At 38.1% G+C, this 19,716-nt stretch carries 15 protein-coding genes; 8 read left to right on the top strand and 7 right to left on the bottom strand.

Going from position 1 to position 19,716, the window contains the following annotated elements:
- Window positions 1-45: 45 nt before the first annotated feature.
- Window positions 46-2,166: a S46 family peptidase gene (locus tag A9996_RS15790; protein ID WP_066437271.1), complete on the bottom strand. Its 2,121-nt coding sequence runs from the start codon at window positions 2,164-2,166 to the stop codon at window positions 46-48.
- A 164-nt stretch (window positions 2,167-2,330) separates the two neighbouring features.
- On the opposite strand from A9996_RS15790, the gene A9996_RS15795 reads away from it, so the two are divergent.
- The 3 genes from A9996_RS15795 to A9996_RS15805 all read left to right on the top strand — a co-directional run bounded on the left by A9996_RS15795 (window position 2,331) and on the right by A9996_RS15805 (window position 4,933).
- Complete coding sequence (locus tag A9996_RS15795) at window positions 2,331-3,473, top strand: methionine aminotransferase (RefSeq protein ID WP_066437274.1); 1,143 nt, start codon at window positions 2,331-2,333, stop codon at window positions 3,471-3,473.
- Between the two features lie 213 nt (window positions 3,474-3,686).
- Complete coding sequence (locus A9996_RS15800; protein WP_066437277.1) at window positions 3,687-4,154, top strand: hypothetical protein; 468 nt, start codon at window positions 3,687-3,689, stop codon at window positions 4,152-4,154.
- Window positions 4,154-4,933, top strand: coding sequence for an amidohydrolase (locus tag A9996_RS15805; protein ID WP_066437279.1), 780 nt, complete (start codon window positions 4,154-4,156; stop codon window positions 4,931-4,933). Before A9996_RS15800 ends, A9996_RS15805 begins: the two co-directional genes overlap by 1 nt.
- Here the strand turns inward: A9996_RS15805 and A9996_RS15810 are convergent.
- Together A9996_RS15810 and A9996_RS15815 are read right to left on the bottom strand one after the other, a co-directional pair.
- Window positions 4,893-6,524: an Ig-like domain-containing domain gene (locus tag A9996_RS15810; RefSeq protein ID WP_066437287.1), complete on the bottom strand. Its 1,632-nt coding sequence runs from the start codon at window positions 6,522-6,524 to the stop codon at window positions 4,893-4,895. The genes A9996_RS15805 and A9996_RS15810 overlap by 41 nt on opposite strands.
- A 53-nt stretch (window positions 6,525-6,577) precedes the next feature.
- Entirely contained in the window at window positions 6,578-7,258 is a 681-nt protein-coding gene (locus tag A9996_RS15815) for a ComF family protein (RefSeq protein ID WP_066437289.1), read from the bottom strand.
- 88 nt (window positions 7,259-7,346) lie between these two features.
- Between A9996_RS15815 and A9996_RS15820 the strand changes: the two genes are divergently transcribed.
- Together A9996_RS15820 and A9996_RS15825 are read left to right on the top strand one after the other, a co-directional pair.
- The gene (locus A9996_RS15820) at window positions 7,347-8,228 is read left to right on the top strand and encodes a hypothetical protein (RefSeq protein ID WP_066437295.1); all 882 of its coding nucleotides are present in this window, start codon (window positions 7,347-7,349) and stop codon (window positions 8,226-8,228) included.
- A 62-nt stretch (window positions 8,229-8,290) separates the two neighbouring features.
- On the top strand, window positions 8,291-9,832 hold the full coding sequence (locus A9996_RS15825; protein ID WP_066437296.1) for a glycine--tRNA ligase: 1,542 nt from the start codon (window positions 8,291-8,293) through the stop codon (window positions 9,830-9,832).
- An 80-nt stretch (window positions 9,833-9,912) separates the two neighbouring features.
- Here the strand turns inward: A9996_RS15825 and A9996_RS15830 are convergent, their stop codons facing one another.
- The 4 genes from A9996_RS15830 to A9996_RS15845 form a co-directional block, all read right to left on the bottom strand.
- Window positions 9,913-10,461, bottom strand: coding sequence for a DUF3575 domain-containing protein (locus tag A9996_RS15830; protein WP_066437298.1), 549 nt, complete (start codon window positions 10,459-10,461; stop codon window positions 9,913-9,915).
- A 104-nt stretch (window positions 10,462-10,565) separates the two neighbouring features.
- Window positions 10,566-12,554, bottom strand: a complete 1,989-nt coding sequence (locus tag A9996_RS15835) for a heavy metal translocating P-type ATPase (RefSeq protein WP_066437299.1) — start codon at window positions 12,552-12,554, stop codon at window positions 10,566-10,568.
- Between the two features lie 9 nt (window positions 12,555-12,563).
- Window positions 12,564-12,869: an efflux RND transporter periplasmic adaptor subunit gene (locus tag A9996_RS15840; protein ID WP_066437301.1), complete on the bottom strand. Its 306-nt coding sequence runs from the start codon at window positions 12,867-12,869 to the stop codon at window positions 12,564-12,566.
- A 202-nt stretch (window positions 12,870-13,071) separates the two neighbouring features.
- Window positions 13,072-16,482, bottom strand: a complete 3,411-nt coding sequence (locus A9996_RS15845) for a hypothetical protein (protein WP_066437303.1) — start codon at window positions 16,480-16,482, stop codon at window positions 13,072-13,074.
- A gap of 192 nt (window positions 16,483-16,674) precedes the next feature.
- On the opposite strand from A9996_RS15845, the gene A9996_RS15850 reads away from it, so the two are divergent.
- The 3 genes from A9996_RS15850 to A9996_RS15860 all read left to right on the top strand — a co-directional run bounded on the left by A9996_RS15850 (window position 16,675) and on the right by A9996_RS15860 (window position 19,688).
- Entirely contained in the window at window positions 16,675-17,439 is a 765-nt protein-coding gene (locus A9996_RS15850) for an exodeoxyribonuclease III (protein ID WP_066437306.1), read from the top strand.
- A 147-nt stretch (window positions 17,440-17,586) separates the two neighbouring features.
- Complete coding sequence (locus A9996_RS15855) at window positions 17,587-18,543, top strand: OmpA/MotB family protein (RefSeq protein WP_066437309.1); 957 nt, start codon at window positions 17,587-17,589, stop codon at window positions 18,541-18,543.
- A 110-nt stretch (window positions 18,544-18,653) separates the two neighbouring features.
- Window positions 18,654-19,688 (top strand): aldo/keto reductase, encoded by a 1,035-nt coding sequence (locus A9996_RS15860; protein ID WP_066437314.1) that lies wholly within the window; start codon window positions 18,654-18,656, stop codon window positions 19,686-19,688.
- The last annotated feature ends 28 nt before the right edge of the window (window positions 19,689-19,716 follow it).

The following is a 19,716-nucleotide window of genomic DNA, read 5'->3' on the forward strand; positions in this document are numbered from 1 at the left end:
AACCCTTCCAAAAAATTGAAAGGGTTTTCTTTTAATAGAGCAAAATTAACCGCGCTTCTTGCTTTTACTTTTCTTATTCTTGGTTTTTGGATGGACCAAACTCATCTCATCAATCAAATGTTTTGCACCTGCATATTTATCGACTATGAAAAGCACGTAGCGTAAATCGACCATAATATTTCTGCTAATTTCAGGATCATAGTATATGTCACTCATCGTTCCTTCCCAAACCCGGTCAAAATTCAATCCCACCAAATTTCCGTGGGCATCAATTGCAGGACTTCCGGAGTTGCCACCAGTAGTATGGTTGGTCCCGATAAAATTTACCGGCAATTGTCCTGAAGCGTTGGCGTATTGTCCGTAATCTTTCTCAGCATATAATTTTTTTAATTTTTCAGGAACGTCAAACTCATAATCTCCAGGCACATATTTTTCCATCACGCCCTCTAAGTAAGTGATTGGCTCATAATACACCGCATCTCTTGGCTTATAGCCTTTTACCTTACCATAAGTAACACGCAAGGTGCCGTTGGCATCAGGAAAATAACGTCTTTCTGGCAATACCTCCATTAAAGCAGCCATGTACTGTTGTTCAAGGCTGTTAATTTGCGGATTGAGCTCTTGAAATTGAGGCTCAATAAAAGAATAAAATTCAATTATAAATGGTTTTAAGTATTGATAGGCTGCATCATTGTTTAATTTTTCAATGACTTCTTTTGAATTGCCTTCCAATATTTTCATAGCGCCTTCCAAACTTGTAAAAGCAGTTTTGTCATAAATAGAACCATCTACCTGATCAGTATACAATGGCATCACGGCTTCAAAAACCTCTTTGTCTACGGTGGCATTATAGTCTTTGTAAATGCCTTTCAATCGTCCTACATTGGCATCCCTTTGTTTTTCAAAAGTTTCTTCGCTATTTGCTGCAGCACCCTCAAGTTGAGAAAGATTGAAAAGTATTGGCGTAAGCTCATTGGTTCTCAAAAAGACTTCAATAAAACTACGACGCTTTACGTTAACCGCTTCTATTTCATTGTAAAGACGCTCCAATTCTGGTAAAATTTTTCCGTATTTGTTTTCTAGACCTTTCGCTTTTAACTGCTTTGTGAATTCAGATTCTTGGTCTCTCTTAATGGCGATGGCACCACTTTTTTCAATTCCTAAATTCTCACCAATCCATTTTTTCCATGCGTTGGCAATGCGTGCTTGTTTTGAGGCATATTGAATTCTGATTTGATCATCAGTTTTCATATAAGCATCAATCACTTTTAAAGCGGCTCCTCTTATGGCAATCGTTTTTGGGTTGATTTTTTCTACCGTTTGTGCTACGGCAACTGCAGGCAAATATTCGTCCGTAGTGCCCGGAAAACCAAAAACCATGGTAAAGTCATCTTCACTAATACCATCTAGAGATACCGGCAGAAAATGTTTTGGTTTAAACGGAATATTATCTTTTGAATACGCTGCTGGACGGTTATTTTTATCCGCATAAATTCTGAACATTGAAAAATCGCCAGTATGACGTGGCCATACCCAGTTATCAGTATCACTACCAAATTTCCCTATGCTTGTTGGTGGCGCACCTACCAATCTGATATCTTCATAACGTTCAGTAACGAAAAGAAAATATTGGTTGCCCTTGTAGAATGCCTTGATTTTTGTGTCTTGCCAGTCTTCTTTCTTCGTTGCTTTTTCAATCGCCGTACTGTTACTCCCTCGTTTGGATTGTTGTGCTATGTCCGTCATATCTGAAGTAACACCCTCCAAAACCTGTTTGGTAACGTCTTCTATCCTGACGATAAATTCCACATACAAACCTTCATTAGGCAATTCTTCATCAAGGCTCATGGCCCAAAAACCGTTTTTCAAGTAATCATTTTCTAAAGTAGAATGCGACTGAATTTGACCAAATCCGCAATGGTGGTTGGTTAAGATCAACCCTTTTGGCGAAATAACTTCTGTAGTACAGCCGCCGTTAAAATGCCCGATAGCATCCTTTAAACTCGAATTGTTGACATCATAAATGTCCTTAGCCGTAAGTTTACTGCCAAGACTTTGCATTTCATTTTCATTCATCCCCTGAAGCAAGGACGGAATCCACATGCCGCCTTGTTGGGCAGAAACTTGAAGGGTAATAAAAAGCACTAAAAATTTAAACAGTTTCATATCTCACAATGTTTTAGAAAGAAGTCAAATATAAGCAAGCCCTACTAAAATTAAACTATTTACTTATGAAATGTCATTCAAATAAGCGGCAAAAATTCAAACAAAAACTTGGGGAATGGTCTAAGTTTTTTACTTATATTATCATTCATAAACCAAAATAGAAAATGCAACACCTTTCAAAGCTTCCCTATATGGACACTTCCATCTTTACTGTCATGAGCTCCTTGGCCCAAAAGAATCAAGCCCTCAACCTGTCACAAGGATTTCCGAATTTCAAGAGTGATCAAAAGTTGATTGATTTGGTGACCAATGCCATGAACTCTGATTACAATCAATACGCACCCATGGCAGGAAACCTAGAATTGCGGGTTGCCATTGCCAATAAATTTGAGAAACTTTACTCTACGTCCTATAATCCCGATTCAGAAATAACCGTGACTGCTGGCGCTACACAAGCCATCTTTACCATTATTTCTGCTGTTATCAAACCTGACGACGAGGTTATTATATTCAGACCTGCTTATGATTGTTATGAGCCTGCCATAGCACTCAATGGTGGAAAAGTCATTTCTGTACAATTGGAAGCGCCTCACTACAAAGTGGATTGGAAGGAAGTGAAAAGGAAACTATCTTCCAAAACCAAGATGGTTATTATCAACACCCCACATAACCCAAGTGGCACGGTATTCTCTGAACAGGATATGCTCAAATTACAAGAGTTGTTAGCGGGAACTGACATCATGGTATTAAGTGATGAAGTGTACGAGCATATCATTTTTGATGGTGAGATACATCAAAGTGCTTGTTTGTTTCCTGATCTCAAATCGAGAAGTTTTATAGTGGCTTCCTTTGGAAAAACGTTTCATGTTACAGGGTGGAAAGTGGGCTATTGTTGCGCCCCGAAAGACTTGATGGAAGAATTCCGAAAAGTGCATCAGTTTAATGTGTTTAGCGTTAATCATCCTATGCAAAAAGGGTTGGCCGACTATTTACAGGAACCCAGCCACTATCGTGAACTTTCAACTTTATACCAGCGCAAGCGCGATTTATTTTTGAGCTTGATTGCAGATTCGCGCTTTAAATTTACGCCTGCGCAAGGCACCTATTTTCAGGTTTTGGACTTTTCAGATATCACCACAGAAAATGATGTTGACTTTGCAAAACGATTGACTATTGATCATAAAATCGCATCCGTCCCACTCTCTGTCTTTAATACAGATAATTTGGATAATAAAGTACTTCGATTTTGTTTTGCAAAAACTGATGACACCTTAAAACAGGCTGCTGATATTTTAAATAAAATTTGAGATGCTGTAGGTAAAATGTATTATGAAAACTCACTGAGGATGGTATTAAGACGATTCTCAAAGCAAACGATGCTGCCTTCGTCTAAAAACATTGACAGCCTGAAAATCTAAAATTGACCGAAAAACCACTACTTTTATACGGTTCTAAATCGCAAGATTTTACTGGCTTTTTAAGTCGTTGTGCGATGTAGAAAAAACCCTAACTATTAAATTATGAAAATCTGGATCGTGTTATTTTTTTTAAGCTTAGGAGCAATTGTTAATGCCCAAGAAGTTATTAGCAATGGAAAAGCTTATGAAGTAAGAAACAAAGCTATTTTCAAGGACGGTGTTGATATTACTGCTACACTCGAAAAAGAGGAAGAAGCTCACATCTTCAAAACTTTAAACAATCAATTAAATAAAGCTAAGGACGCTGAAGACGTCAGGAAAAAACTTGAAAAGGCTGCTAGAAAATCTGATAAAGCTTTAAAAAAGGCCGCAAAGGAATTAAAAAGCAAGCAAAAAGCGCAAGACAGATTCAATAAGGCCACAAAAAAGCTTGAGCAGAATCAGGAGAAGTATGAAAAGCTCAAAAAAAGAGGCAAACTTTCTCCTCAAGACGAGGTCAAATGGCTCAAAATGCTGGAAGATTATAAAGACGATTTAGAAAAAGCAACTCAAAAACTACAGCGTTCATAGTGTCTGACAATTTAAATATCGCCCTTATTCAAACCGCACTTGTTTGGGAAAACCCGCAACAAAACCGCACTAATTTTTCAGAGAAAATCGAGAACATTAAAGAACCTGTAGATCTTGTGATCCTGCCTGAAATGTTCACGTCAGGGTTTACCATGCAGCCTTCCCATGTTGCCGAAACCATGCAAGGTGAAACCATCTCTTGGTTAACATCTCTCGCCTCTAAAAAACAATTTGCCATTACCGGAAGTTTGGTCATTGAAGAAAATGGCAACTTCTATAACAGGATGGTATTTGTTCATCCCAATGGAAAAATAGAGCATTATGACAAACGCCATAGGTTCACTCTAGCTGGTGAGCATAAAGTATATACCGCTGGCAGCAAAAAGATTATTGTGGATTACAAAGGCTGGAAAATCTGCCCTTTGGTTTGTTATGATCTCAGATTTCCTGTATGGTCTCGGAATACGGTTGACTATGATGTTCTTATTTATGTTGCCAATTGGCCAGCACCCCGCATCACAGCATGGGATACGTTATTGAAAGCACGCGGTATTGAAAATATGTGCTACTGTGTGGGTGTTAATAGAGTAGGAACAGATGACAACAACCATGAGTATTCAGGACATTCTGCTGTGTATGATGTATTGGGGACCAGAGTTGATACTATTCCATTTTATGAAGAAGCTATCGAGATTATAACCCTAAAAAAAGAGCACATTTCAAATTACCGGTCGAAACTTAATTTTCTATCGGATCAGGATCAGTTTTCAATAATGTAAATACATATACAGTATCCCAACCAGTCCTGGCCTCAACTATTTCTGAATTATAACTAATACGCTCTGGCTGAATTTTATTGAGATAATTACCAGAGTCCCATTTGCTATTCCCATTGGTATCATAAACAACCCTTAAATAATACGTGCCTGGATTGATATGTCTAAAATCAAACAAACGCGGTTCATCTGCAAACTTCTCGTACTTCACATTCCCCTTGTCATCGGTTAACTGTACAATTACGGGATACACAGCATCTACCAAAGTCACACGAACATCTGACAATTCAGAAAATTTCTTGGTTCTAAATTCATAGTTCAAGGTGTCATTCACGTTGCCGAAAAAATCCGTTATGGCTTCCGGCAGTAGCTGGATTTTATAGGCATTCGCTTCGCTTTTATCAAACTTAAAACGGTAACTATTTTTAAGCGTGTCAAATTCTGTATTGAAATCAATGTTTAGAGAATCTTTATCAATAATTGTCACCTTACTGCGGTCTAATTTATCAAACGGAACATTACCTTCAATCAAAAAATCATCATCATAGTTGATCGTACCTGTAGCTAAAGGTCTAATGCTTAAAGAATCTACTTTTAAATCTCTGAACCTATGTTTCAAAGTATCACTAAAAGTCTTGTTTTTGACCACAAAATAGGTGGTATCCAATTCAACATTGGGTTTGTACCAATAGTAAAGCGTGTCCTTCTTGGCATCTTTTACAATTCGATGTTCCAACCCATCAGGCTTAGGTCCCAACATTTCGATAGTTGTGTTTTTGTAATCGCCTCTAAACCCAAATTCTATCTTTTGTTTGGCAACTTGTATCGGCCGCTCTATATCAAAATCAGGGACTTCCTTAAACAGTTTCAGTTCATAAAAAGAATCTGTGGGCACTGTAATTTCCTTGTCGTAGAATGCAATTTTATCAGTTTTTTGCTGATAGGTATAATTTCCGTTGTCATCTTTAAGCGCTACCAAACGGTATTTTCCAGCCTTAATATTATCAATACTAAAAGTGCTCACACTATCTAAGGTATTGGTCACGTATTTTGGTTGAGTCTTGTAAAGTGTAGAATCTGAATATGTCGAATCTACCTCGTACAACATCACCGCAACAAATTTTTCTGGCTCACGTTTTTCAGCATCAACAATAGCTCCTTTTACAGAAAGTGAGTCAATATAGTTTCCTGTGGAGAACACGTATTTGTAGTAGGAATAAGGATTTTCCTCATTGTTATCCACAATGCTTTGTCCAAAGTTAAAAGCATACGTGGTATTGGCCTGCAACGTATCATTAATTTTTATGGTGATGTATTTACTGGCACTACCAAGTGGCGTCACATCAGGTTGAGGATCCATTGGAGGAGAGATAATGAGCTGTTTTTGCACATTTTTAATTTTGATATACTCGTCAAAATAGATTTTGATCTCATTGCCTTTGAAATTAGTGGTATAGTTTTCTGGCGATGCCCGAATTATTTGTGGGGCTTCTATATCTTTTTCGCCTCCTGAAGGGGTGCCCCTATTGGCACAATTAACAAGCGTTGCAAGAATTCCGATAAAAAGAAATAGTTTATAATAGGTTTTAAACATCACCAAACACAAATTTTAGCAAATTAACGACATATTTAATTGAAACGGAAAAATTACTCGGCAATTGCCATAGTGGCCACACTTAATGTGACACCTTCAATTTTCAACAAGGCATTTGCACAGGTTTCAAGGGTGGCACCTGTGGTAATGATATCATCAACCAAAAGAATGTGCTTTCCTTTTAAGATTTCGTAATCAGTTACCATAAATAGAGTATCATCATTATTCCAACGCCTAATTCGGTCTTTAAAAACCTGTGTTTTGGTAGCCTTGGATTTTTGCAAAATCTCGGTATTAAAATCACAGTCCACAGCATTTGCAATTTCCTTTCCATATTTATGGACTTGATTGTAACCACGCTGCCGTAAACGTTTGGAGTGCAAAGGTACTGGAATCACAACATCAACACTTTTGAAACCCTCGTGATTGCGCAACTCTTCACCATGCCACTTGCCCAAAAATTCGCCAACCTCCTCATATCCTTTGTATTTCAAGTTATGGAGCAGGTGCTGTACCAATCCTTTTTTCGAAAACCATAAAAGTGAGGATGCATAGCGTAGCTGGACTCTTCCGTAGAGAATTTTAGTCACTTCGTTATGTTGAATATTCTGAAAATCAGCCAACGGTAAGGCGTGTCTGCAATCTGTGCACACATGCTTTTCATTCTCTTCCAATTGGTTGTCACAAGACAGACAGACCTTTGGAAAAAACAAGTTTAACAAATTTTTTATCATTTTATCGATTAAAAACAGCTGAAACAAACTTAATATATATTTTCACTAGATTAATTAAATATTCCCTAATTCCCCTCAATAATTACTAATGATAGTTAACCCTCAATTTTTTAACTACAGACTCATTATTGGTTCATTAATTGTTACGATTGCCATTTTAGGCGTGTTTAGTTTTACGACGTACGAAGCTGAAAAAGCACATCAACAATTCTTGGAGCAAGAGAAAAACCTGATAGAAGGTGAGTTGTCTCAAATGATTTCAAGATATGATCAGCTCATCGATAATAGGAAGCATATATCACAGCAACTTAGTGATGCAAAGAAAAACACCAAAACTTCCCTAGAAAAACTAAGACTCCTCAAAAGTGATTTTTCTGTCTTTTGGCGTTTCAAATCTGAGCTTACCCCTAATAAGGAAAAAAATAGTTCTCTTCTCAAAACCATCGATTCCATTGCAACCCAAAACGACCGATTGGAACGTGATAAATTTATGGCATATAATGAGCTAGATGAACAAAAGAAAGTGAACTCTTCACTATCACAAAGGATTGCGTCCCTAAACAAAAGGATTGAAGAAGGAGCGCTATTAACTGCTAACTCCTTTAATGCAAAAGCTTTTAAATCTGGCCTCAATGCTGCTCAAACCACCAAAGCGGCTCAGGCCAACCGTATTGATGTGTGCTTCACATTGGCAGAGAATGCACTGACTCAAAAAGGAATAAAAGAGATCTATATCCAAATTTTGAATCCGCTAAATAATGTTATTGCAGATAAAGGCGCGGTTAAATTTGGTGAATCTCTACTCATTTATAGTGACAAACAACTCATCAACTACAACAATGATGTCATTGATGTTTGTACCATCATTAAAGCTCAAAAAAATGATAAACCTTTTGCAAAAGGCATTTACTACATTTCGGTTTTCCATGAGAACAGAAAACTTGGTACGACTCAAGTGGTTTTAAACTAAATCCTTAAAATATATTTATGTAAACCGTTCCTTTAATTGGTACGGTTTTCTATTTTTGCAGCATGACAAATCAGGACGATCAATTTAAGAAAGTTGTATCTCATGCTAAAGAATATGGATACGTATTTCAAAGCAGTGAAATATACGATGGCCTAAGTGCAGTTTATGACTACGCACAAAATGGGGCTGAATTAAAGAAAAACATACGTGACTACTGGTGGAAAGCCATGGTACAAATGCATGATAATATTGTGGGCATCGACTCTTCAATTTTTATGCATCCAACCACTTGGAAAGCTTCAGGGCATGTTGACGCCTTCAACGACCCTTTAATTGACAACAAGGACTCCAAGAAACGCTACCGTGCAGATGTTCTGATTGAAGACTATTGTGCCAAAATTGAAACTAAAATAGATAAGGAAGTTGATAAAGCCGCCAAACGTTTTGGAGACGCTTTTAATAAAGACGAATTTATAAGCACCAACCCCAGAGTCGTTGGGTATTATGACAAAATAAAAACCATCTTGTCTAGAATGGCAAAATCATTAGAAGCTGAAGATTTAGCTGATGTGAAAGCGCTCATTGAAGAACTGGAGATTGCTGATCCATTGACAGGAAGTAGAAATTGGACCGAAGTCAAACAATTCAACTTGATGTTTGGCACCAAATTAGGAGCTTCTGCTGAAAGTGCGATGGATTTATACCTGCGTCCGGAAACGGCACAGGGTATTTTTGTGAATTTCCTCAATGTCCAAAAATCAGGGCGTATGAAGATTCCGTTTGGGATAGCCCAAACCGGAAAAGCCTTCAGAAATGAGATTGTCGCCAGACAATTTATTTTTAGAATGCGTGAGTTTGAACAAATGGAGATGCAATTCTTTATCAAACCTGGCACACAACAAGAGTGGTTTGAATATTGGAAAGAAGCACGAATGAAATGGCATCTCTCTTTAGGAATGGAAGCGGAGAATTACCGTTTTCATGATCATGAGAAATTGGCTCATTATGCAGATGCGGCAACAGATATCGAATTCAAATTTCCGTTCGGGTTTAAAGAATTGGAAGGCATCCACTCCAGAACCGATTTCGATTTAAAACAGCACGAAAAATTTTCAGGTAAAAAGCTTCAGTATTTTGATCATGAAATGAACGAAAGCTATACGCCCTATGTGTTGGAAACTTCAATCGGTTTAGACCGTATGTTTTTGGCAGTGTTTTCAAACGCTTTGGTTGAAGAAGAATTGGAGAACAATACGACAAGAACCGTTTTAAAATTGCCAGCAGTATTAGCCCCTATTAAAGCGGCCATTTTACCCTTGGTAAAAAAGGATGGCTTACCAGAAGTTGCACGTCAAATTATGGAAGATCTCAAATGGGATTTCAATGTGGATTATGATGAAAAAGATGCGGTTGGCAGACGTTATAGAAGACAGGATGCTAACGGAACACCGTTTTGTATTACCGTTGACCATGATACTTTAGAAGACAACACGGTAACCATTCGTCATCGTGATACCATGGAACAAACACGTGTCAAAATTGAAGACTTACGTGAGATCATCAGAAAAGAAGTTGATGTGAAAACGTGGTTGATGAAAATGTAACTAAAGAAAATTACAATAGTATAAATCCCAAAATCCAACAGTTTCTCATTGGATTTTGGGATTTCGATTTTTGAACTTATTTAAAACCTATAGCCGAGGTTAAAACCAAATTTACCAACAAGTATGTTGTTGTCATCTTCTGTATTAGTATTAAAAAGATTTCTCCCGATACCACCATTAACTTCAAAAACGAACCCACCAGATGTCATCCATTTTCCTCCTAATCCAAAACCCAATGCAAAATCAGTAACAGCATTATCCTTTATTTCGGTGTAATTGTTACGGTTTACATAATATTGATGATCTATAGAATTGAGCATACCGAACCCTTCAAGGAAAAATCCAGCAGCATATTTTTCACCAAAGAAAATACGGTAGTAAGGAGATATATAATAATTGATATCCATATCAATATTTTCACGATCAAAAGGAATAAATGCAGAAACACCTACAGAAGATTGCTCTGATAAATTACGTTCATAACTCGGTTCAAAAACCCCAAGAAGAAGGAAAAAGGAGTTTATTTTAATCTCATTTTTACCAAAATTGTTACGTTTGATCGTGTCATTTTGAGCTTGAGAAGCCATTACTGTAAAAAGCATTAAAAATCCAAACAGACAATTTTTCATAAGTAAGCGGTTTAAGATGTTAGGTATTACTATAAAACATGCAATAATATGCAAAAAGTCATGTAATTAAAATTTTATTTTTGTGAGCTTAAATGCAAGCGCTCTTATTCTTTTTCAGTGTAAGCCAAAAGTCTGAGGGCGTTGATAACAACCACTAAGGTGGAGCCTTCATGAAAAGCAACTGCCATTCCAATATTGGTAAGATCTAAAATAGTAGCTGGCACCAACAAGGCAACCACGCCCATGCTGATAAAAATATTTTGTTTGATAATCCGTTTGGAGGCTCTGCTCAAACCAATCACAAAGGGCAACATTTCAATTTTATCTGACATTAGAGCAACGTCCGCAGTTTCCAATGCTACGTCACTCCCCGCAGCGCCCATGGCTACACTAACTGTGCTATAGGCCATTGCGGGTGCATCATTTACACCATCACCAACCATTGCAATTTTTCCATCGCGTTGCATCAGCTCTTTAATGGCCTCTACTTTATCTTCTGGCAACAAATTACCTTTGGCTTCAGTTAATCCAATTTGTTTCGCAATAGAATCACCCACATTTTGATGATCGCCGGTAAGCATCACCATTCGCTGGATCCCAATAGTTTTTAATCTTTTTAAGGTCTCAACCGCTGTTTTTCTAGGAACGTCCATGACACTTACCAGTCCAATAACAGCAGCGTCCTGGCCTATTAACATAGCTGTGTGGCCTTCTTTCAACAAGCCTTCCATTTTTGAGCGCAATTCAGGTGCAATGTTCATCCCTTCATCGGCCATTAATTTTTCATTACCAATAAAAACTGTCTTGTCTTGATAGGTAGCGCTGATACCTTTACCTTGGATGGCACTGACATTGGATGCCAGATTCTCGTGTACCATCGTATATTTCGATTTCACATCTTTAGCAATGGCTTTAGCCAAAGGGTGATTGCTCAAACTTTCTACTTCCAAGACAAGCCGCGCCAGATCTTCTTCTGAATACGTATCATGTGGAATCAAATTGGTGAGCTTTGGCTTGCCCTCAGTCAACGTTCCTGTTTTATCAAAAGCAATGGTTTCAATGGTGCCCAAATCTTCCAAGGCCTTTCCTCCTTTGATCAAAACCCCTTTTTGTGCTGCTCTTGCAATACCACTCAAAACAGCACTTGGCGTTGAGATTGCCAATGCACATGGGCTCGCTGCGACTAGAACCGTGATGGCACGATACAAACTTTCGTTGAATGATTCATCGACCACCATATAGGCAAAGCACAATACAAAAACCACTATAATAACGATGGGCACGTACCACTTTTCAAATTTTTTGGTCAGGCGTTGGGTGGGCGACTTTTGGGTTTCCACCTCACTGACCATTTTAATAAGGCGCGCCACTGTAGAATCTTTACTTAATTTCAGCACTAGCACTTCAATACTCCCATCGCCATTAAGGGTGCCAGTAAAAACGACGTGAGAAGCGTCAATATCCTTGAAATCTGGAAGCTTATCAGTGGTAGCAATTGCCGTTTTATCAATAGGCATGCTTTCTCCCGTGATGGAAGCTTGATTGATTGCACTACTACCTTCTATGATCACGCCATCTGCCGCAATTTTAGAATTTGGCTTCACCACAATAACATCGTTGATCTTCAAATCTTCAACGCCAACTTCCTCAATCTTACCGTCTCTTTTTACCAACGCCGTTTTAGGAGTTAAATCTCCCAATGCCTCAATGGATTTCTTGGCCTTGTTCATGGCATAATTTTCCAGAGCATGCCCTAAACTGAACAAGAACAACAACAACGCGCCTTCCGCCCAACTGCCAATATATGCAGCTCCGATAGCGGCTGCAATCATCAGAAAGTCAATTTCAAAGCCCCCTTTTTTGATTTTCTCGAAGGCCTCAATGGCAATATAGTAACCTCCAAATCCGTAAGCAATGACATACGCAATAAGATAAAGCCATGCCGATTGGGTTTCAGCACCAAACATTTGGATCAAAAATCCTATTAATAGAAAAACACCACATAACATTGAGAAATACAACTCTGTACGGGGACCAAAAATGCCATTGTGGTCATGATTGTGAGTTTGGTCTTCTTTATGATCTTCTGCCATAGTTAAATTTTAATGTGAATGTCCGCCACCTTCTGCGTCATTGAGTAACATGTAAGTGCCATTCACTACTATTTTTTTATCTTTTAAAGATACTGCATTTAAAATTTCAACAAAATCTTCGGTTTGCAAACCTATCTCTAATTTTGCTTTTCTAAACTGATATTCGTTAGAGGTTTCGTTTTTCAATACCATTACAAAATACTCATCGGTAACCTGAATCACAGCCGTTTTGGACAAAGCCATTGCTTTCGAACTCCCCACAATTATGTCGGCCTCAGCAAACACCCATGACAATAAGCGCCGATAGCGGCTCATTTAAAACAACTACACTGAAATGTAAAATGCGAATTTTGGCGGTTGATGCTGCGTAAAAAAAGCAAGTGAATTTCAGTAAATAAATTGGTATTGGTTATAAAATCAAACGTCTCAATGGTAAAAAAGGAGTTGTGAGTGTACAGCTTTGATGGTCATGTTTGAAAGGTAAATCATCATGGTAAATATGCTCACAAATCACCTACTAAAAATAAGCTTTTAGTTGTATGGTTCCTGTATGAATAGTCTTTGATGTTTCTGTTTTCCGACCGAAGTAATTAAAGTTCACATCTAAAAATGTGGTCAATTTTTTCTGGGCCAATAATGTCCAGGTGAAGTTCTTTCCTGGCTGTAAACCTTCCAATATTTGGTATGAGACTGGGGTGTTCGCGTTACCCTCAAAAGTATTATCAAAAAAATTGACCTCTCCAGTCAGTGCCACTTTTTGAGCATTATTATAGGTAAAGGACACCCCGAAATTATTTTGCAGCAAGGTTTCCATTTCCCCGATAGTATTGTATTTGGAAGTGTATTGGTAAAACACATCAAATCTCGCATTCTCATTAAAGAGATAGGACAGTTTTGGCTGCAAGCGTGTTTCTTCGATTTTGTAATTTCGCGTTGCAAAATTCTCACTTAAACTCTCGTTTTTTTCAAGACTGCTCTTCAAATTCAAAAGCCAACTTTCAGCAAACTTATGGTTAAAATTGACTTGATGGCTTTTCAGTTTACTCTCCTGAAATCCGATGGAGAGCAAGGTTCTGGCTGTATTGGTCAAAAATGTATACGATGTGGTGTATTCTTGCTTCCCTCTATTAAAAAACAAAACATTCCTGACGCTTTTGTTGAGCGCCAATTGGTTGTCATCACTATCTGCAAACGGATTGAGATCAAAGGCACTGTCTTCCCTTTTTATTTTCCGATCTACTAAATAAGATGTTTGGTTGTAAAAATGAGACCAGAATTGTTTGGTGCTACTTTCACTTACAGCCCATTGTTGCGGATTGATGGTGAGGGTTTGGCTCAATCTATTTTGATGGGTTTTCACGAATACCTGATTAGGCAACAGCACCCTTATATATTCACCCTGATCTTGAAACTGCGCAATTTCAAACTCATTGAGTTCTTGCACGCCATTGTCGTTATAGTCAATCCAAGTGAAGGCTCCCTGACCTGGCTCCACTTTAACATACGTAAAATCCTGCTGTGGCAAGCTTCCTGAATTGGTTTCAAAAACAGTATTCCACTGCACAATTTGGGCAAATAATTGCTTGTTAAATGTTACTCTTGAATTCAAGGATTGTTCATCTTCAATGGTCTCATCAACTGATTTTAATGTCCGATAATTTATGTAAACACCTAAATCTGTAAACGTATTCTGAATGATTTTTGATTTGATGTAATAGGTGTTAGAGCTGCTTACTTTTTCAACACTATTCATCCGTAAACTATCATTGACCCGGTGTTTGTATCCCACTTCAGCAAACACTTTAATGCTATCGCCCACTCCATAAAACACTTCAGCAGATTTAAAGCGTTGGCTCAATGAGCTGAGCTGATCAGTTAAAATATCACGTTGTTCATTATCTTCAGCAGCCAACTTGGTGCCCATCCATTGATTTTTAAAATTATAGGTCACTCTATTAAACGTTCTCAAAAATGTCGATTCGGAGCTGTCACTTTCACTCTTCAAAATGCTGGAATTGGTAAATAGTTGCCATCTCGCAAATTTCAAACTGGCAAAAGCACTATGCCGGTTGCCATTAAAATTTTCAGAATAGTTAAGATGCTCAAATTTATAGGAGGCAATACCATGCTTCGGATTGAAAAGTTCCAAACCAGCAGTGAGCAAATTTTGATTCCCAAGGGGCATGTCCAAATTCCAATTCCTATTAAATTCGGCATTATATAAACGCTGGATGGTTTTAAAATCCTTTTGAATGACATCAGCATCAAGAACAGCAGACAGATTCCATAAACTATCAGTCTTGATGACATCCTGCCTGACGTGAAGCTTACCAGCAAATCCATCATTATTGGCGTCATCTAAATCAGAAAATAAGTTCAAATCATTTTTACTTCCGGCGGCTTCAAAATAAATGTCCGTACGCTCTGTAGGTTGATAAGTTCCGTTGACCACAGCAACCTGCAATTTTGTAGGGGCAATCAATTTAACGATGGGCGCATAATTACCTTGTGGCACCCCAAAAATTGGCGTGGTATACTCATATATATTAGAAACTGCATTGTTAGTAACCAGAATATAATCCCCTTGATTATCGCCAACCAAACGAAATTTTACACTATACAAATCATCTTCAGGATTGCTTGAAAACACATAAGCTTCAGCACCATCAATAAGATCCTTTCTATATAAAATCCGGTTTTCATTATAAGCTTCAGGCACACCAGATGGAGCCACCATCAGCGATTGATCGTCTCCAGCAATGGCCAAAATTTCCACTTGGTCAGGTGATAAATTTTGTTGTAGAGGTTGGTTTTTAGAATCTACTTCAGAATAGACCGAGGCGCCAATTTTAAATTTTTCGGTTTCATATCCACCACCACCAAAGGCTGTAAACCGTGAAAAGTTGCGCTCACTATATTGATAATCTACGGTAATTCGCATTTCAGAGGTCATAGGGAATGTCGAGTTGAAAATGATTTCTCCAGCGTTATAATCGATGGTGTAATCTTCACTTTCACCACGTTTTATTGGTGTTCCATTAATATAAACCGTTTCACTGCCAGAAACCACCAGCACATACAACTCATTATTTGGCCCTCTTAATTTATAAGGCCCTTGGTTGCCTTCTTGCGCAGTAAACTGACTGGTTGTAAATTGCCCTCTTACCAAAGCACCAGCGGCAAATAGATTGGTCTTTGCATCGTCATTACCCAAATTGACGTCTACTAACAAACCTTGGACACGTTTGGTAAAACTGGCAAAGTAGGAATTGGTATTTTGCAAATCAATATCACCTGCCCTGATGCGCCAGTTATCACTGAACAATTCAATAAATACTTGATCAAACTCATCCAAGCGTTGGGAATAGCCACTTTCCTGTAACGGGATATTGGCATCCTGAATGGAAGCACGCAAAGACACTTTATCACTCAACTTTCCTGAAATTTGGAGATCAAGCTCACTGTTCAATACCGAGTTTTGATTGTTGCCAATGGTCACACCTCTTGAAATACTCCCTGAGGTGGTCAAGCCATCAAAGGGTGTGAAATTCCTGGTCAAGGTAGATTGTTGCAACTTGTATAACTGTTGCATATTATCGGTGTTGTCAACGATAATCTTATCATCAAGCTGAAAATATTTGCGCGTAATGAAATTTGGATATCGGAGATAATCAATGATCACAGAATCAGTTGCAACCGGCTTTTTGAAAGTCAATAAGGCTTTTGAAAAATCGATTTTATAGAATGAAGTGTCAATGGGATTGCCACTTTTCGTTTTAATACTGAATTGACTGGCGTTAATACTTACAGAATCAATTTGAATGGAATCTCTAACTGCTACTTTCTTAGTCCGATAATTGGACGTTGGCTGCTGCGCATACACACAACAACAGGTTAAAAAGAAGATAAGTGAAATAGCAATTTTCATCTGAGATATAAACTTCTAAAGGCAGAAAATATTTTATCGTTAAAATGCCTTTAAAATTATCGTATAAAAGTACAGTATTATTTAATTTAGCGTCAAAATCAGCACAAAGTATAAAGAACTCAGTAATGAGTTGTCCATTAAATTGTTAAGCTGAATCTTTGTACTTAATCCTGTTATCTCAATACCATCAAAATGAAAATCATCTCTTATAATGTTAATGGCATTCGTGCAGCACTCAACAAAGGTTTTATAGATTGGTTAAAAAGTGCCGATCCAGATGTGATTTGCCTGCAAGAAATAAAAGCTATGCAAGAGCAAGTAGATGTAAAACTTTTTGAAGAAGCAGGCTATCCCTATCATTATTGGTTCAGTGCGCAAAAGAAAGGATATAGTGGTGTGGCGATACTCTGCAAAACCAAACCAAACCACGTAGAATATGGAACGGGAATAGCTTCCATGGACTTTGAAGGACGAAACCTAAGGGTAGATTATGATGATGTGTCAGTGATGAGTTTGTACCTGCCATCTGGCACCAATGATTTGCGTTTACAGCACAAGTTTGATTATATGGATATGTTTCAAGTATATATCAATGATCTTAAAACAAAAATTCCCAACCTTATTATTTTGGGCGACTATAATATTTGTCATGAAGAAATAGACATCCATAATCCGAAAGGACTTTCTAACGTTTCTGGTTTTTTACCTGTAGAGCGTCAGTGGATAGGAAATTTCATAGATTTCGGTTTTATCGATTCTTTCAGACATTTTAATAATGAACCCGACCATTATACGTGGTGGAGCTACAGAGCTAATTCTAGAGAAAGGAACAAAGGTTGGCGTTTGGATTACGCTTTAGTTAATGCGCCATTACAAGAAAAGCTGAAACGCAGCGTTATCTTGTCAGATGCTGTGCATAGTGACCATTGTCCTATTTTGCTGGAAATTGAGAATTGAGATTCAGTTGGCAGTCAGCAGTCGGCCTTTTTAAATTAAAAGGAAAATATGAATTAATAGGCTTATTTTCTCTCCCTTTGGGAGAGATGTCACGCAGTGAAAACGTGGGCCAAACACCTAACATTATAACAACAAACACCTATAAAAATGATTAAAAAATTGTCCTTAATTGCATTGACGCTTGTATTGACAACGTCTTGCGTTTCTAAAAAAATCTATACAGATTTAGAGAGCAAATACGCTAATTTGAAGAAAGAAAATCGCGAGATTTCTGATGAAAATGCTGATCTCAAAAAAGATTTGCTCATTTCTCAAAACAAGTTGACCCAACTTCAAAGAGATTATGATGAAACCTTGGCGAAACGCAATCAGCTTCAAAGCGATTATGATGCTGCTAAAACCAATCTTGAAAATTTACAAACATCTTATGAAGCTTTAGAACAAAACAGTTCCTCTGCCATTGCTGAAAATGTCAAAAAGAATAGAGAATTGTTGGCACAATTGGAAGCTAAAGAACAAGCACTTGCTACTGAAAATGCGCGACTTCAAAAACTGAAACAAGACATGGAAGCCCGTTCACAACGTATTTCCGAACTTGAAAGTATGATTGCGTCTAAAGACGAAGCGATGAACAAGCTTAAGAATGCCATCTCCAAAGCCCTCACCAATTTTGAAGGCAAAGGCTTAACGGTTGAGCAACGGGATGGAAAAGTATACGTCTCAATGGAAAACAAATTATTGTTCCAATCTGGAAGTTGGGCGGTGGGCACCAATGGCAAACAGGCCGTAAATCAATTAGGTAGCGTCTTGGCCGAAAATCCTGAGATTGCAATTTTAATTGAAGGCCATACAGATAATGATCCGTATAACGGCACCGGACAATTGAGCGGTAATTGGGACTTATCTACCAAGCGCGCTACGGCCATTGTTCAAATTTTGAGAGAAAACTCAGCCATTAATCCTGAGAATTTAACCGCTGCGGGACGTGGTGAATATGCGCCAATTGCAACTAACGACACCAATGAAGGCAAAGCTAAAAACCGACGCATCGAAGTGATCTTAACCCCAAAATTGGATGAGATCTCTAAATTACTAAATGATTAATTACCATGATTAGACCTTTCAGGTTTCAAAAACCTGAAAGGTCTTATAATAATCTCCATTGAATAGATTATAACCTAAAAAATAAAAACCCTGCCTTCGCAGGGAGTAAGATGAAATACACCACACTTCCCCACACCAATCTAAAAGTAAGCAAACTATGCTTGGGCACGATGACCTGGGGCAACCAAAACACCCAGGAAGAAGGATTCCAACAAATGGATTATGCTCTTGACCATGGCATAAACTTTTTTGATACGGCAGAACTTTATCCCGTTCCTGCAGAAGAAAAAACGTATGCTGAAACTGAACGGATCATAGGCAATTGGTTTGAAAAAACAGGACATAGAGACAAAGTTGTCTTGGCTTCTAAAATTGCAGGACCTGGAGATTACACCGCCCATATTAGAACCAACGGGTTCAGTCCTGATGCGTTACAAGATGCGGTCAATAAAAGCTTGCAGCGATTAAAGACAGATTATATTGATGTGTATCAACTCCATTGGCCAGAACGGAATACCAACACCTTTGGGGTAAGGGATTATAAACACAATGAAGAACAGTGGCAAGATAATTTTAATGAAATTCTCCACACGTTTGACGGAATTATCAAATCTGGAAAAATCAGACATATCGGGATTTCAAACGAAAAAGCATGGGGAACAATGCGCTTTCTGGAAGAGTCTAAAGCACATAATTTACCACGAATGCTGACGATACAGAATGCCTATTCCTTGATCAACCGTGTTTTTGAAGGAGATATGGCAGAAATTGCGATAAGGGAAGGCATCGGACTTTTAGCCTATTCTCCTATGGCATTTGGAGTGCTGTCGGGCAAGTATATTAAAAACGAGGCTGCAGAAAATTCGAGGCTGAAGTTGTTTTCTAGATTTTCAAGATATAGCAGTGCGCAATGCACAGAAGCTACCGAGCGCTATCTCGCAATAGCAGAAAAACACAATTTATCTTTGGCCCAAATGGCTTTGGCTTTCGTTACGCAGCAACCTTTTGTAACCAGCACCATCATTGGAGCTACCACCATGCCCCAACTTAAAGAAAATATTGAAAGCATTAATTTGACCCTGAGCCAAGATGTTTTAGAGGCTATAGAAGAAGTCCATAAAGAGATTCCAAATCCATCAACTTAATAAGGCTGGAATGAAATAAAAAAANAAG

It is taken from the genome of Gelidibacter algens (assembly GCF_001678675.1).
Classification (GTDB): domain Bacteria; phylum Bacteroidota; class Bacteroidia; order Flavobacteriales; family Flavobacteriaceae; genus Gelidibacter; species Gelidibacter algens.

Excerpts from the sequence above, each read along its gene's own strand:
- A9996_RS15835 (WP_066437299.1), bottom strand. The coding sequence starts at position 12,554 with ATGGCAGAAGATCATAAAGAAGACCAAACTCACAATCATGACCACAAT.
- A9996_RS15800 (WP_066437277.1), top strand. The coding sequence starts at position 3,687 with ATGAAAATCTGGATCGTGTTATTTTTTTTAAGCTTAGGAGCAATTGTT.
- A9996_RS15845 (WP_066437303.1), bottom strand. The coding sequence starts at position 16,482 with ATGAAAATTGCTATTTCACTTATCTTCTTTTTAACCTGTTGTTGTGTG.
- A9996_RS15810 (WP_066437287.1), bottom strand. The coding sequence starts at position 6,524 with ATGTTTAAAACCTATTATAAACTATTTCTTTTTATCGGAATTCTTGCA.
- A9996_RS15850 (WP_066437306.1), top strand. The coding sequence starts at position 16,675 with ATGAAAATCATCTCTTATAATGTTAATGGCATTCGTGCAGCACTCAAC.
- A9996_RS15815 (WP_066437289.1), bottom strand. The coding sequence starts at position 7,258 with ATGATAAAAAATTTGTTAAACTTGTTTTTTCCAAAGGTCTGTCTGTCT.
- A9996_RS15860 (WP_066437314.1), top strand. The coding sequence starts at position 18,654 with ATGAAATACACCACACTTCCCCACACCAATCTAAAAGTAAGCAAACTA.
- A9996_RS15840 (WP_066437301.1), bottom strand. The coding sequence starts at position 12,869 with ATGAGCCGCTATCGGCGCTTATTGTCATGGGTGTTTGCTGAGGCCGAC.
- A9996_RS15825 (WP_066437296.1), top strand. The coding sequence starts at position 8,291 with ATGACAAATCAGGACGATCAATTTAAGAAAGTTGTATCTCATGCTAAA.
- A9996_RS15830 (WP_066437298.1), bottom strand. The coding sequence starts at position 10,461 with ATGAAAAATTGTCTGTTTGGATTTTTAATGCTTTTTACAGTAATGGCT.
- A9996_RS15790 (WP_066437271.1), bottom strand. The coding sequence starts at position 2,166 with ATGAAACTGTTTAAATTTTTAGTGCTTTTTATTACCCTTCAAGTTTCT.
- A9996_RS15820 (WP_066437295.1), top strand. The coding sequence starts at position 7,347 with ATGATAGTTAACCCTCAATTTTTTAACTACAGACTCATTATTGGTTCA.
- A9996_RS15795 (WP_066437274.1), top strand. The coding sequence starts at position 2,331 with ATGCAACACCTTTCAAAGCTTCCCTATATGGACACTTCCATCTTTACT.
- A9996_RS15855 (WP_066437309.1), top strand. The coding sequence starts at position 17,587 with ATGATTAAAAAATTGTCCTTAATTGCATTGACGCTTGTATTGACAACG.